General features: G+C 66.1%; 16 protein-coding genes. 6 read left to right on the forward strand and 10 right to left on the reverse strand.

Annotated elements, in window-relative coordinates; all coding sequences use genetic code 11:
* The first annotated feature begins 23 nt into the window (after nt 1-23).
* Together P1IM2_RS09000 and hemF are read left to right on the forward strand one after the other, a co-directional pair.
* Complete coding sequence (locus P1IM2_RS09000) at nt 24-482, forward strand: tRNA (cytidine(34)-2'-O)-methyltransferase (RefSeq protein ID WP_186402229.1); 459 nt, start codon at nt 24-26, stop codon at nt 480-482.
* Nucleotides 479-1,339 (forward strand): oxygen-dependent coproporphyrinogen oxidase, encoded by an 861-nt coding sequence (gene hemF, locus P1IM2_RS09005; RefSeq protein ID WP_186402230.1) that lies wholly within the window; start codon nt 479-481, stop codon nt 1,337-1,339. Before P1IM2_RS09000 ends, hemF begins: the two co-directional genes overlap by 4 nt.
* A 60-nt stretch (nt 1,340-1,399) precedes the next feature.
* Here the strand turns inward: hemF and P1IM2_RS09010 are convergent, their stop codons facing one another.
* Both P1IM2_RS09010 and P1IM2_RS09015 read right to left on the reverse strand, forming a co-directional pair.
* Nucleotides 1,400-2,260 carry a hypothetical protein gene (locus tag P1IM2_RS09010; protein WP_186402231.1) on the reverse strand — a complete coding sequence of 287 codons (861 nt, stop codon included), beginning with the start codon at nt 2,258-2,260 and terminating at the stop codon, nt 1,400-1,402.
* Nucleotides 2,261-2,285: 25 nt separating this feature from the next.
* Nucleotides 2,286-3,029: a glycerophosphoryl diester phosphodiesterase membrane domain-containing protein gene (locus P1IM2_RS09015; RefSeq protein WP_062902662.1), complete on the reverse strand. Its 744-nt coding sequence runs from the start codon at nt 3,027-3,029 to the stop codon at nt 2,286-2,288.
* 128 nt (nt 3,030-3,157) lie between these two features.
* Here P1IM2_RS09015 and lipB point away from each other — a divergent pair, with 128 nt between their 5' ends.
* Nucleotides 3,158-3,811 carry a lipoyl(octanoyl) transferase LipB gene (gene lipB / locus P1IM2_RS09020; protein ID WP_186402232.1) on the forward strand — a complete coding sequence of 218 codons (654 nt, stop codon included), beginning with the start codon at nt 3,158-3,160 and terminating at the stop codon, nt 3,809-3,811.
* Nucleotides 3,812-3,820: 9 nt separating this feature from the next.
* Complete coding sequence (locus tag P1IM2_RS09025) at nt 3,821-4,150, forward strand: hypothetical protein (RefSeq protein WP_062902663.1); 330 nt, start codon at nt 3,821-3,823, stop codon at nt 4,148-4,150.
* A gap of 21 nt (nt 4,151-4,171) precedes the next feature.
* On the opposite strand, the gene queE is transcribed toward P1IM2_RS09025, so the two are convergent.
* From queE to P1IM2_RS09055, 6 genes are all read right to left on the reverse strand, one after another.
* On the reverse strand, nt 4,172-4,804 hold the full coding sequence (gene queE, locus P1IM2_RS09030; RefSeq protein ID WP_062902664.1) for a 7-carboxy-7-deazaguanine synthase: 633 nt from the start codon (nt 4,802-4,804) through the stop codon (nt 4,172-4,174).
* 3 nt (nt 4,805-4,807) lie between these two features.
* Nucleotides 4,808-5,500 carry a 7-cyano-7-deazaguanine synthase QueC gene (queC, locus tag P1IM2_RS09035; RefSeq protein WP_062903239.1) on the reverse strand — a complete coding sequence of 231 codons (693 nt, stop codon included), beginning with the start codon at nt 5,498-5,500 and terminating at the stop codon, nt 4,808-4,810.
* Nucleotides 5,501-5,685: 185 nt separating this feature from the next.
* Nucleotides 5,686-6,057 (reverse strand): hypothetical protein, encoded by a 372-nt coding sequence (locus P1IM2_RS09040; RefSeq protein ID WP_234178632.1) that lies wholly within the window; start codon nt 6,055-6,057, stop codon nt 5,686-5,688.
* 160 nt (nt 6,058-6,217) lie between these two features.
* Nucleotides 6,218-7,132 (reverse strand): Hsp33 family molecular chaperone HslO, encoded by a 915-nt coding sequence (locus P1IM2_RS09045; RefSeq protein ID WP_186402233.1) that lies wholly within the window; start codon nt 7,130-7,132, stop codon nt 6,218-6,220.
* Nucleotides 7,129-8,067 (reverse strand): ornithine carbamoyltransferase, encoded by a 939-nt coding sequence (gene argF / locus P1IM2_RS09050; protein ID WP_186402234.1) that lies wholly within the window; start codon nt 8,065-8,067, stop codon nt 7,129-7,131. Before argF ends, P1IM2_RS09045 begins: the two co-directional genes overlap by 4 nt.
* On the reverse strand, nt 8,064-9,251 hold the full coding sequence (locus tag P1IM2_RS09055; protein ID WP_186402235.1) for an aspartate aminotransferase family protein: 1,188 nt from the start codon (nt 9,249-9,251) through the stop codon (nt 8,064-8,066). The genes argF and P1IM2_RS09055 overlap by 4 nt, the downstream gene beginning before the upstream one ends.
* A 160-nt stretch (nt 9,252-9,411) precedes the next feature.
* Here P1IM2_RS09055 and P1IM2_RS09060 point away from each other — a divergent pair, with 160 nt between their 5' ends.
* Entirely contained in the window at nt 9,412-9,852 is a 441-nt protein-coding gene (locus tag P1IM2_RS09060; RefSeq protein WP_222103019.1) for a hypothetical protein, read from the forward strand.
* Nucleotides 9,849-10,772 (forward strand): cation diffusion facilitator family transporter, encoded by a 924-nt coding sequence (locus tag P1IM2_RS09065; RefSeq protein WP_186402237.1) that lies wholly within the window; start codon nt 9,849-9,851, stop codon nt 10,770-10,772. Before P1IM2_RS09060 ends, P1IM2_RS09065 begins: the two co-directional genes overlap by 4 nt.
* Here P1IM2_RS09065 and P1IM2_RS09070 read toward each other — a convergent pair whose 3' ends face one another.
* Both P1IM2_RS09070 and P1IM2_RS09075 read right to left on the reverse strand, forming a co-directional pair.
* Nucleotides 10,773-11,759 (reverse strand): LLM class flavin-dependent oxidoreductase, encoded by a 987-nt coding sequence (locus P1IM2_RS09070; protein ID WP_186402238.1) that lies wholly within the window; start codon nt 11,757-11,759, stop codon nt 10,773-10,775.
* A gap of 49 nt (nt 11,760-11,808) precedes the next feature.
* Nucleotides 11,809-12,261 (reverse strand): Lrp/AsnC family transcriptional regulator, encoded by a 453-nt coding sequence (locus P1IM2_RS09075; protein ID WP_186402239.1) that lies wholly within the window; start codon nt 12,259-12,261, stop codon nt 11,809-11,811.
* Nucleotides 12,262-12,329 lie beyond the last annotated feature (68 nt).

Raw genomic sequence — 12,329 nt, forward strand, 5'->3', positions numbered from 1 at the left:
GCGCGCGAAGCTAAGGCGGAGCGATGCAAATCGCCCTGTTTCAGCCCGACATCGCCGGTAACGTCGGCACCATCCTGCGAACCGCGGCCTGTCTCGGCGCGCGCGCGCACATCATCGAACCGTGCGGCTTTCCTTTTTCCGACCAGGCACTACGCCGCGCCGGAATGGATTATGCCGTGCGCGCCAATGTGCAGCGCCACGCCGATTGGGCGGGCTTCGGCGACTGGAACCGGGCCGAAGGCGGGCGGCTGGTGCTGATGACCACCGCGGGCGCGACCGCCCTGCCCGATTTCGTGTTTCAAGAGGACGACGTGCTGCTGCTCGGCGCGGAGTCGTCGGGCGTCCCCGCGCATGTCCATGCCGCCGCGGCGGCGCGGGTCGCGATTCCGATGCGGCCGGGCTTTCGGTCCTTGAATGTCGCGGTCGCGGCTGGCATCGCGCTGGCCGAGGCACTCCGGCAGACGAAAGGCTTTGCGTCATGATTTCGCTCGATCCCCAGCAACAGGCGGCGCGCGACTGGTTCGAGTCGCTGCGCGACCGGATCTGCGCCGCGTTCGAGGCGATCGAGGCCGAGGCGGGCAGCGACGCGCGCTTTACCTATACGCCGTGGGACCGCGAGGCCGAGGGTGTTGCGGCGGGCGAAGGCGGCGGCGGCGTGCGCGGGGTGATGACCGGCCAGGTTTTCGAAAAGGTCGGGGTCAATGTTTCGACCGTCGCGGGCGAGTTCGCGCCCGATTTCGCTCAGTCGATCAACGGCGCCGAAAGCGACCCGCGCTTCTTCGCCACCGGCATCAGCCTCGTCGCGCATATGGCCAATCCGCATGTTCCGGCGGTGCATATGAACACCCGCTTTCTCGCGACGACTAAGCGCTGGTTCGGCGGCGGTGCCGACCTCAACCCGCCCATCCCCTATGCCGAGGACACCGACGCCTTTCATGCGCGGCTGCGCGCCGCCTGCGCGCCCTTCGGTCCCGATGCCTATGCCCGCTATTCGAAATGGGCGGAGGATTATTTCTATATCCCGCATCGCGGCGTCCATCGCGGCGTCGGAGGGATCTTCTACGATCATCTCGAATGCGCCGACGATGCAGGCTTCGACCGCAATTTCGAGTTCACCCGCGCCGTGGGCGAGGCCTTCCTCGACATCTTCCCTCAGATCGTGCGGCGCCGGATGAACCAGCCCTTCACCGAAGCCGAGCGCGAGGAGCAACTGGTGTGGCGCGGTCGCTACGCCGAATTCAACCTCGTCTACGACCGCGGCACGCTGTTCGGGCTCAAGACCGGCGGCAATATCGACGCGATCCTGATGAGCCTGCCGCCGCTCGCCAAATGGAGCTGACGAAAAAGGGGCGCCGCGTCGGCTGCGGGCGCCCCTGAATTTTGCGATATTGACCGTCGATCAGGCGAATACGCTGCCCGCATCGACGGGCCCGAGCGCGCGGTAGATGCCCGCCGGAATCCCGACCTGCAGATAGGCGACGGGAATGCTCATCACGATGCTGCCGACGATCAGGCCGACCATCGATCCCGCGCCCGGCATCCCGCCGCTCGCAAAAACCGAAAAGCCGACCACCGCGCCAAGGATCATCGCGATCACCAGGAAGGCGATGCCCAGCAGGATGAAATAGGCAAAGATCTTCCACTGCGCCGCGCCGGTGATCCGCCACGATTCGGACAGGCCGGTCAGGACGTTGAAGGTCCGCTTGTCGGCCATGATCGGCCCGGTGCAGCACAGCCGCGCCGCGAGCCAGACGATGAACAGCAGGAACAGCGGCACGAGGATCAACATCGCGAAGCCCATCCCCGCCAGCGCCGATTCGCTCGGCTGGCGGCCGCTGAGCAGCGCCGGCGCAAAGGCGCCGCCGAAGAGCAGAAAACCGATGATGCCGATCACGAAGAGGATCGCCGCCGTGAAAAGCAGCACGGGCAGCGCGGCGACCAGCCCATAGCCGAGGGCCCCCCCGACATTTTCCTGACCATCGCTAAAGCCCAACCGCCACGAAGCAAAATAGCTGCCCGTCTGGAGGATGTAATTGACCAGGCCCAGCAGCATCGCAAAACCGCTGAACGCGGCGAAAGCCCCTGCCCCGCTCGTCATCCGCGCCGGATCGAAGGCGGCCATGCCGCCGCCGAGCGCGAGTTGCAGGATCAGCGGCACCGCGATGCCGACGCCGATCAGCGCGATGGCATGCTCGGCGGCACGGCCGCTGAAAAAGCTGGTCGCATAGGACCAGGCCTGACTGATGCTGATATTATTCACATCCATTCTCCCCTGTTGGACATGGTCAGGCGAAAATATCTCCCGCCTGGGTTGTCGCCAGCTGCCGATAGGCGGCCGCCGAAATCGCGATCGAGATCATCGTCGCGACGAGCCCGAAGCCCGCTTCGACCAACCCGCCGAGCATCTTGCCGACGCTGCCGGCGCCGCCGATCATGCCGACGAGCCCGCCCACCAGCGAGGCGGCGATGATGACGACCAGCGTGACGAGAAACAGGAAGAGGAAAATGCGCCAGCCATTGCCGCGCGTCATCTGCCAGCTCGTCGCGATCACCTCGACCGGATTGCGGATCGCGCGGTCGGCGACCAGCGGCGCGACGAAAGCGAGCCGCCCGATCAGATAAAGCCCCGGAATGACGAGCAGCAGAAAGCCGACGCCCAGCATCAGGCCGGTCAATATCTGCACCGCCACGATGGTGAGCAGCATCGAGGCGGCAAAGCCCAGCGCCTCGCCGACGCTGGTGCTCGACCGCGACAGCCACAGCCGCATGATCGCCACTGTCCCGAACATGGTGAACAGCGCAACGCCGATCTGATACGGCAGCATCTGAAGGATATTCTGCCGCATTGCTGCGGTCAGCTGGTCGATCGTCGCTTCGGCGGGCGGCTCGATCGGCGCCGGGCCGAACCAGGCCACCGCAAGCGCCGGCAGGAAAAGGAAAACCGCCGCGATGGTGCCGGTGAGCGGGCGGTGCGCCTTCAGAAGCTGAATGGCATCGTCCCACGCCGCGCCCATATCGAATTTTGCCATTGATACCCCGTCATTTATCGCTTCGGATTGGCGCTGAACCTGACTGGCTTCGCGGCCAAAGTCCAGCCCCGTTCGGTGCGGTTGCCGCCCCCTTGCGCTTCGCGCCCGCGCGGGGCAGAAGCCGCGCGATGTCCGCGCTCCCGCCTCCCGAATGGACCGTTTCGCCCGGCCTTGTCGATTATCCCGCCGCGCTTGTCGATATGGAGGCGCGCGCCGCCGCGATCCATGCAGGCACGGCGGGCGAGCGCATCTGGCTGCTCGAACATCCGCCGCTCTATACCGCCGGGACCAGCGCCGACCCCGCTGAGCTGCTCGACCCGCGCTTTCCGGTCTATGACGCGGGCCGCGGCGGGCGCTACACTTATCATGGCCCCGGCCAGCGCGTCGGCTATGTTCAGCTCGACCTCGCGCAGCGCGGGCGCGACGTGCGCGCCTATGTCCATGCGCTCGAAGGCTGGGTGATCGACGCGCTCGCGCGGCTCGGCGTCGAAGCGCGCCGCGCCGAGGGGCGGATCGGCATCTGGACCGATGACCGCGAGGGCCGCGAGGCCAAGATCGGCGCGATCGGCGTCCGCGTCCGGCGCTGGGTGACGCTCCACGGCTTTTCGCTCAACGTCGCGCCCGACATGACGCATTTCGGCGGCATCGTACCATGCGGCATCGCCGAATTTCCGGTGACGAGCCTGGCGGAGCTTGGTCGCCCCGCTGATTTCGCCGCAGTCGACGCCGCGCTCGCCGACGCCCTTCCGGCCTTTCTCGACAAGCTCGCGGCCAGCGATTAGGACCGGCACATGACGCGGATCATCCTCACCTCGCTCCTCACCCTGTCGCTCGCCGCCTGCGGAGGCAGCGAAGGCAGCAAGACCACGACCAAGCTCGACGCGGTCGAGGTCGAACCCGGCGCGATCAGCGACTCGATGATCGTCCTCGACAATGCGGCGAGCGACGGCACCGCGGTCGACACGAGCGTACCGAGCGACAATATGAAAAAGCCCGACAGCAAGGCCGACGACGAAAGCGCCGACAGCAGCAGCAGCGATGCAGCGCCCGCGGATCAGAGCGACAATCCCGACGCCGTTCCCGCTCCGGCGGCAAAGAAGGCCCAGGTCGACAGCCAGTAGGGCGGTCGCGAGCCTCTTCGCTCAGCGCAGCCCCAGCGTCTTGTGCGTCTGGAGCGACAGGCGCCAGCGCGGATCGCGCATCACCAGATCGATACAGTTCCGGACATTGTCCGCGGCATTGGCATCGTCGAGCGGCTGGATCAGCCGATGCGCAAAATCGAGTTCTGCGAGCCGTTCGACATCGCTTCCCGGCTGCGGCCACACCAGCTTGAGTTCGTCGCCGCTCGTCTGGACCAGTTCGCTGCCTGCCTTGGGACTGATACAGATCCAGTCGATCAGCCGCGGCACCGGCAGCGTACCGTTGCTTTCGATCGCGACGGTGAAGCCCTCGCCATGCAGCGCCTCGATCAGCGCATCGTCGACCTGCAACATCGGCTCGCCGCCGGTGAGCACGACATAGCGGTCCCCTTGCGCCGCCCCCCATGTTTCGCCAATCCGCTCCGCCAGCGCCGCAGCATCGGCATATTTGCCGCCCAGCGTCCCGTCGGTGCCGACGAAATCGGTGTCGCAGAATTTGCAGATCGCCCTGGCGCGGTCCTGCTCGCGCCCCGTCCACAGGTTGCAACCCGCAAAGCGGCAGAAGACCGCGCGCCGTCCGGCCTGCGCCCCCTCGCCCTGCAGCGTCAGGAATATTTCCTTGACCGCATAGGTCATGGGTCAGGCCTCGACTGCGTAGCGCGTCGGGTCGGCGAGCCCGGCGTCGGCGAAGCCCTTGCGGCGCAGGCGGCAGCTGTCACACAGGCCGCAATGCAGTCCCTCGGGCGTCGGGTCGTAACAGGACCAGCTCATCCCCGCATCCATGCCGAGCCGCGCCGCCTCGGCCGCGATGTCGGCCTTGGTCATATGCTGCAGCGGCGCATGGATCACAAAATCGACCCCCTTGTCGCCGTCGCGCGTCGCGAGCTGCGCGAGATGCTGGAAGCCCGCGATGAATTCGGGGCGGCAATCGGGATAGCCTGAATAGTCGAGCGCGTTGACGCCGATGAAGATGTCCTGCGACCGCCGCGCTTCGGCGAGGCCGAGCGTCAGCGACAGGAAGATCAGGTTGCGCGCGGGAACATAGGTGACGGGAATATCCTCGCACACGCCGTCCTTGGGCACATCGATGTCGGCGGTCAGCGCCGACCCGCCGAAGCGCCGCAGATCGAGCGGCAGCACGATATGCTCGGCCGCGCCCACCGCCGTCGCAATCCGCGCCGCCGAGTCCAGCTCGACGCGGTGCCGCTGGTTGTAATCGACGGTCAGTGCAACGATCCGTGCCCCCGCCTCGCGCGCCAGTCCTGCGCAAACCATCGAGTCCAGACCGCCCGACAGAAGGACGATCACCGTTTTTCCGGAAAGATCCTGCATCGCGGCGCGATACGCCCGCGCCGCGCTTCGCGCAAGACCGCGATTTGTGCGGCGCACCAAAGAAAATGGGCCGCGCGTCGTTCGACGAGCGGCCCAGTGCGGCATGAATGCCGTTAGGGAGAAGGACACACATCGGCGTGTCGCAATCCCCCTTCTAGCGAAGGATGGTTAACAAAAGGTTTGTTTCAGCAGCCGCCGGCGCGGCGCGCCTCGATCGCCTGCGAGAAGGGCTTGCCGTCGGCGATCCCCTGCGTGTCGATCTGAACGAGGCGGTTCGTTTCGCTGCGGATCGTGGTGCGGCCATGCCCGGCGCCGGGGCAGGTGTAATGCACCGTCACCGATGTCGGCGTATCCTCGATCACATAGCGCGAGCAGGTCGCGCGCGGATGATAGACCTGGATCAGGCGGCGCGCGTCACCCAGACATACGGTCTGGAGTACCGCATCCGTGCCGCGCTCGCGCAGCTGCCAACTGCCCTTTTCCAGCCGGTCGAGCATGGCCAGCGTCGGCGCCTGCGCAGGCACCGCGCTCGCCGCTCCGGTCAGGGCAAGCGCCATCGCCGATATGCGAAACATGGGAGAGAAGATCGTCATTTGCACCTTGTCCACCGGCCGTTCCGTGTGGAACGGCAACGACCCCGCGCATCACCTAATCATCGAACCCGCATATTTCAACCATTCAGCGCACGCATGCCTCGCTTCATCGACGGCCCGTGCGTCAGTGGCGGGTCGCGATCTCGGCGAGCGGGACGGGGAACAACCGCGAACAAAAGGCGCAATCGACCTGGATGATCCCCTCTTCGTCGGCCATTTCCTGCCGTTCGGCTTCGGGAAACTGTGCCAGCACCCGCGCATAATGGTCGATGTTGCAGCGGCAGCCGCGCGACACCGCCACGCCGGGTTCGACGCGCACTTCCTCTTCGTGGAACAGCCGCCACGCCAACGTCTCGAGCGAGGCCGCGGCGTCGGTCAGTTCCTCGTCCTTCAGCGTCGCCGCAATCGTGCGCGCATGGTCCCATTCGGGATGATCGGCGCGCGCTTCGATCCGGTCGCGCCCGACCTCGCCGTCGGGCAGATGCTGCAGCAGCAGCCCGCCGGCGACACAGCCGAGCTCAGCGTCGTGCCGCGCGCAAAGGCGGACGAGGCTCGGTATCTGCTCGGACTGCTCGAAATAATGTTCGGCGGCATCGGCGATCGACGATCCTTCGAGCGGGACGATCCCCTGCCAGCGCTCGCCGCTCACCGCCTGATCGAAGGTGATCGCCAGAAAACCCTCGCCGAACAGACCGAACAGCGTCGGATCGGGGCCGACCTCGGCCAGTCGTTCGGCATCGAACTTCAGATAGCCACGCAGCTCGCCAGCGCGATAATCGCAGACGAGCAGATCGACGGGACCGCCGCCGGTCTGCGCCTGCAGCGTCATCTGGCTTTCATCGTCCTTGAGCGTCGAACCGAGCAGCACGGTCAGCACCAGCGCCTCGGCGAGCAGCTTTTCCATCACCGGCGGATAGCTGTGCGCCGCCATGATGCGGTTGAGCACCGGCCCCAGCCGCACGAAGCGGCCGCGGACATGCCGCTCGGCGATGGTGAAGATCAGGGGTTCGTCGAACCAGGTTTCGCGCGTCTCGCTCACAATTTCCCCAACGCCCACAAAAGAACCGATTTCTGTGCATGGACGCGGTTTTCCGCCTCGTCCCACACGCGCGACTGCGCGCCGTCGATCACCGCATCGACCACCTCTTCGCCGCGATGAGCGGGCAGGCAGTGGAGGAAGAGCGCATCGCCCTTCGCCTTGCCCATCAATCGCTCATCGACCTGATAGGGCGCCATTGCGGCCAGTTTGTTGTGGGCATGCTCCTGCCCCATCGACACCCAGGTATCGGTGACGACGATATCGGCGCCCGCGACCGCCTCGGCCGCGTCGCGCAGGATGTCGATGCGCGCGCCCTGTGCGCGGGCCGCCTCGACGAAGCGCATGTCGGGGTCGTAGCCTTGCGGTACCCCGGCGCGAACATTGAAGCCGAACAGCCCCGCCGCCTCGATCAGCGAGGCGAGCACATTATTGCCATCGCCAAGCCACGCGAGCTCAAGGCCGGGCAAGGCCTTGCCGCCCTCGACGATCGTCAGCAGGTCGGCAACGATCTGGCACGGGTGCGACAGGTCGGTCAGCCCGTTGATCACGGGGACGCTGGCATGTTCGGCCAGCTCCTCGATCTTCGCATGATCATCGGTGCGGATCATGATCGCATCGACATAGCGCGACAGGACGCGCGCCGTATCGGCGATGGTTTCGCCGCGGCCGATCTGCATCGACCCCGCTTCCATCACCATCGCGCTGCCGCCGAGCTGGCGGATCGCCATGTCGAACGACGCGCGCGTGCGGGTCGAATTCTTCTCGAAGATCATCGCCAGCACATGGCCCGCAAGCGGCGCGTCGGCATCGACCCGGCCCTTGGGCCAGGCTGCGCGCGCCGTCTTGCGGTCGATCGCGCCGGCAAGCATCGCCGCGATGGCATCCCCGCCCGCGTCGGACAGGTTCAGGAAATGCCGCAGCGCGGGTGCGCTCATGCTTCCGGCGGCGTGTAGCTCGCCGCCCCCGCCGACAGTTTCTCGATACATTCGTCGATATGACCCTGTTCGATGTTCAGCGGCGGCAGGATGCGCACGACATTGTCGCCCGCCGCGACCGTCAGCAGTCCGTGGTTGTCGCGCAGATGCGCGACGAAGGCACGGCTGTCGGACTTCATCTTGATGCCGAGCATCAGGCCCATGCCGCGGATGCTTTCGAACAGATGATCGTGATTGGGGATAAGCTGTTCGAGCGCGCCGCGCAGCCGCTCGCCCGTCGCCTTGACCTGATCCATGAAGCCCTCCTCCAGGATGACGTCGAACACCGCCTGCCCCGCCGCCATCGCCAGCGGATTGCCGCCATAGGTCGATCCGTGCGTGCCGATGACCATGCCGCGCGCCGCCTTTTCGGTGGCAAGGCAGGCGCCGAGCGGGAAGCCGCCGCCGATGCCCTTTGCGGTCGCCATGATGTCGGGCGCGACGCCGAACTGTTCATGGGCATAGAGCGATCCGGTGCGCGCGACGCCGCACTGGACCTCGTCGAACACCAGCATCAGGTCGCGTTCGTTGCAGATGTCGCGCAGCCCCTGCAGAAAGGGTTGCGACGCCGGGCGGATACCGCCTTCGCCCTGCACGGGTTCGAGCAGGAAGCCCGCCGTGCTGTCGTCGACCAGATCGAGCGCGGCGTTGAGATCGTCGAAGGGCGCATAGGCAAAGCCCGGAAGCAACGGGTCGAAGCCCTTGCGCAGCTTTTCCTGATTGGTCGCCGAAATCGTGCCGAGCGTGCGCCCATGAAACGCATTGTTGAAGGTGATGAGCGTGTGCTTGTGCGCATTGCCCGCGCTTGAATGATAGGCGCGCGCGGTCTTGATCGCACATTCGACCGCCTCGGCGCCCGAATTGGTGAAGAACACCGTATCGGCGAACGTATTGTCGACCAGCCGCTGCGCAAAGGCTTCACCCTGCGGGCTGCCGTAAAGGTTCGACACATGCATCAGCGTCGCCGCCTGATCCTGGATCGCCTTCGTCAGATGCGGATGGCCGTGACCGAGGAGGTTGACCGCGATGCCGCTCGCGAAATCGAGATAACGCTCGCCGCGCTCGCCGATCAGATAGGCGCCCTCGCCTCGCACCGGACGCACACCGCACCGGGGGTAAACGGGCATCAGCGGCGTGATCGACATATCGGGCACCTTTCCAAAAAGCCTAAAGTAAAAAGGCGACCCCAAAGCGGGCCGCCCTTGCACGGGCCGCCCCTATACCGCCGCCGCCAGAGGCGCGTCAACACGGCGCCTGACCCTGTCCTGTTCGATGCAACCAAGCCCTTTGATCCGCGTTCGCCCAATGATGCGAAAGATGCCCGCGCTCCTGTTGCTGCCCCTGCTGCTCGCCGCATGCGACGGCATGCCGCGCGATGCCGGCGGCACCAGCGAACGCATTTCCCGCACCGGCACGATGCGCGTCATCGTCCTTCCCGCGACACCCGACGCCGCGCCCGCGCTCGCCCTGCTCGGTCGCTACGCTGCGGCGCATGGCGCAACCCTCGCGCGCGTCGAGGCGCATGGCGAGCACGCCCTCCACATGCTTGAAGAAGGCGATGTCGATGCGGTGGTCGGCCATTTCGCCAAGGCCTCGCCGTGGAAGACCGAAATCGCGCTGTCGAAGCCGCTGACGCATGGCGAGCCCGACGATGCCGACACGCCCGTCCTGCGCATTGCGCGCCGCAATGGAGAAAATGCCCTCGTCCTCGCTACCGACCGCATGGTCGCAGAGGCGCGGCGATGACCGTCCACGGCGGTATTGATCCCGTCATCGCCGCCGACGTCCGGCGCGGCGAACGGCTCGAATGGTGGACGCTCTTCTGGATGAGCAGCGTGATCGTGCTGATGTGGCTGACGATGGGCGCCAGCCAGGCGATGAAATCGGCGGTGATCGAAGATTTTCTGAGCCTGGTGCCCGCGATCGTCTTCCTGCTCGCGGCGCGATGGGAACGCCGCGATCCGAACCGGCGCTTTCCCTTCGGCTATCGGCGGGGCAACAGCCTGGCCTTTCTGATCGCGGCAACCGCGCTGCTCTCGGTCGGTGCCTTCCTGTCCTATGAAAGCATCACCACGCTCATCCGCCGCGAACATCCCACCGTCGGCGGCGTCACCCTCTTCGGCCACACGGTCTGGCTCGGCTGGCTGATGATCGCGGCGCTGGTCTATTCGATCGTCCCGCCGATCATCCTCGGCCGGATCAAGCAGCCCGTTGCCGAACGCATCAAGGACAAGGTGCTGCACACCGACGCGCTGATGCAAAAGGCCGATTGGCAGACCGGGCTGGCGGGCATCGCGGGCATCGTCGGCATCGGTCTCGGCTGGTGGTGGGCCGATGCGACGGCAGCGCTGTTCATCGCGCTGTCGATCGTCAAGGACGCGATCGGCGCGCTCGATCAGGCGGTCGCCGAACTGCTCGACGGGACGCCGCGCAAACTGGCCTCGAACGAACTGTCCGACGATGCCGAGGATCTGATCGCGGCGCTCAAGGCCCGCTATGGCGATGTCAGCGTGCGGCTGCGCGAAACGGGCCGCTATATCGATGCCGAGGTCGATTGCCCTTCGCCCGCCGACGTGCCGACCGCCGCCGACCTGATGGGCGACGACGCGGCGTGGCGCCTCGCCAGTCTGAGCTTCCGTCCCGAACCGAGCGATCCGCCCGCCTGATCAGAGGCGCTTCGCCGCCTCGATCGCGATGGCGAGCGAGCGCTTGCGCGCGACATGGTCGTACATCGACGACGCGACGATCACCTCGTCGGCGCCGGTGCGCGCGGCAAAACTCTCTAGGCCCGCGGCGATGTCGTCGACCGTGCCGACCGCCGAACATTGCAGCACATGGTCGAGGATCGCGCGCGCATTGGGCGGAAGGCTGTCCTTGTAACCCGCCAGCGGCGGCTTCATCTTGCCCGGATTGCCGGTGCGCAGCGCGACGAACGCCTGCTGCTGCGACGAGGCGAGCAATTCGGCCTCCTCGCGCGTGTCGGCGGCGAAGACGTTGAACGCGGCGGCGGCGTAGGGCTCGGCCAGCTGCTCCGAGGGCCGGAACTGGCGGCGATAGATGTCGAGCGCCTCGTCGAGCGCGTCGGGCGCGAAATGACTGGCAAAGGCATAGGGCAGCCCGAGCATCGCCGCGAGCTGCGCGCCGAACAGGCTCGACCCCAGGATCCACAGCGGCACATTCGTCCCCTCGCCCGGCACCGCGCGGATACCCAGCCGGTCGTCCCCGGCAAGGAAGGCCTGCAATTCGACCACATCCTGCGGAAACTGGCGCTCGTCGCTCGCAAGATTGCGGCGCAGCGCCTGCGCGACGCGGCCGTCCGATCCCGGCGCGCGGCCAAGGCCCAGGTCGATGCGGCCGGGAAACAGCGCCTCCAGCGTCCCGAATTGTTCGGCGATCACCATCGGCGCATGATTGGGCAGCATGATTCCGCCGGCGCCGATCCGGATGGTCGACGTCGCCTGCCCGATATGCGCGAGTACCACCGACGTCGCCGCACTCGCGATCCCCGCCATCCCGTGATGCTCGGCCACCCAGTAACGCGCATAGCCGAGCGCTTCGGCATGGCGGGCAAGATCGGCGGCATTGGCGAGCGACTGGGCGATCGTGCCCGTGTCGGTGACGGGGACGAGATCGAGGAAGGACAGTTTCAGCATGAAACCGATATGCGGTGGCGGACGATGAGGTTCAAGGCGTTACCCTCGATCAAGCCCGCTCGTCCTTCGGCGAATCCATCAGCACATAGGTGGTGATCGAATGGACCTGCGGCAGCACGCCGAGCACTTCGGTATGGAAATGCTTGTACGCCGCCAGATCCTGCGTCTCGACGCGTAGCAGATATTCGATCGTCCCGGTAATATTGTGGCATTCGCGCACTTCGGGTGCGAGCGCCATCGCCGCTTCGAAATCGCTCTGCGACTTCTTCGTGTGCGACGACAGGCCGACGGTCACATAGGCCAGAAAGGTCAGCCCCAGCTTCGCCGGATCGACCACCGCGCGATAGCCCTTGATGACCCCGCTGCGCTCGAGTTCCTGCACGCGGCGCAGACACGCCGAGGGCGACAGCCCGACGCGGTCGGCGAGCTCGATGTTGGAGATTCGCCCCTCGCTCGCAAGTTCGCGCAATATCTTGCGGTCAATCTGATCCAGTCCAGCCATAAGTTGCAAAACTTATCACATTGACGCCCAAATTTGCAACCCGCCGGGACAGTTTCGCCCTTATGTTG

Source organism: Sphingopyxis sp. P1IMeth2, assembly GCF_900185685.1.
Classification (GTDB): Bacteria; Pseudomonadota; Alphaproteobacteria; order Sphingomonadales; family Sphingomonadaceae; genus Sphingopyxis; species Sphingopyxis terrae_A.

Excerpts from the sequence above, each read along its gene's own strand:
- P1IM2_RS09000 (WP_186402229.1), top strand. The coding sequence starts at position 24 with ATGCAAATCGCCCTGTTTCAGCCCGACATCGCCGGTAACGTCGGCACC.
- hemF (WP_186402230.1), top strand. The coding sequence starts at position 479 with ATGATTTCGCTCGATCCCCAGCAACAGGCGGCGCGCGACTGGTTCGAG.
- P1IM2_RS09015 (WP_062902662.1), bottom strand. The coding sequence starts at position 3,029 with ATGGCAAAATTCGATATGGGCGCGGCGTGGGACGATGCCATTCAGCTT.
- lipB (WP_186402232.1), top strand. The coding sequence starts at position 3,158 with ATGTCCGCGCTCCCGCCTCCCGAATGGACCGTTTCGCCCGGCCTTGTC.
- P1IM2_RS09025 (WP_062902663.1), top strand. The coding sequence starts at position 3,821 with ATGACGCGGATCATCCTCACCTCGCTCCTCACCCTGTCGCTCGCCGCC.
- queE (WP_062902664.1), bottom strand. The coding sequence starts at position 4,804 with ATGACCTATGCGGTCAAGGAAATATTCCTGACGCTGCAGGGCGAGGGG.
- queC (WP_062903239.1), bottom strand. The coding sequence starts at position 5,500 with ATGCAGGATCTTTCCGGAAAAACGGTGATCGTCCTTCTGTCGGGCGGT.
- P1IM2_RS09040 (WP_234178632.1), bottom strand. The coding sequence starts at position 6,057 with ATGGCGCTTGCCCTGACCGGAGCGGCGAGCGCGGTGCCTGCGCAGGCG.
- argF (WP_186402234.1), bottom strand. The coding sequence starts at position 8,067 with ATGAGCGCACCCGCGCTGCGGCATTTCCTGAACCTGTCCGACGCGGGC.
- P1IM2_RS09055 (WP_186402235.1), bottom strand. The coding sequence starts at position 9,251 with ATGTCGATCACGCCGCTGATGCCCGTTTACCCCCGGTGCGGTGTGCGT.
- P1IM2_RS09060 (WP_222103019.1), top strand. The coding sequence starts at position 9,412 with ATGATGCGAAAGATGCCCGCGCTCCTGTTGCTGCCCCTGCTGCTCGCC.
- P1IM2_RS09065 (WP_186402237.1), top strand. The coding sequence starts at position 9,849 with ATGACCGTCCACGGCGGTATTGATCCCGTCATCGCCGCCGACGTCCGG.
- P1IM2_RS09070 (WP_186402238.1), bottom strand. The coding sequence starts at position 11,759 with ATGCTGAAACTGTCCTTCCTCGATCTCGTCCCCGTCACCGACACGGGC.
- P1IM2_RS09075 (WP_186402239.1), bottom strand. The coding sequence starts at position 12,261 with ATGGCTGGACTGGATCAGATTGACCGCAAGATATTGCGCGAACTTGCG.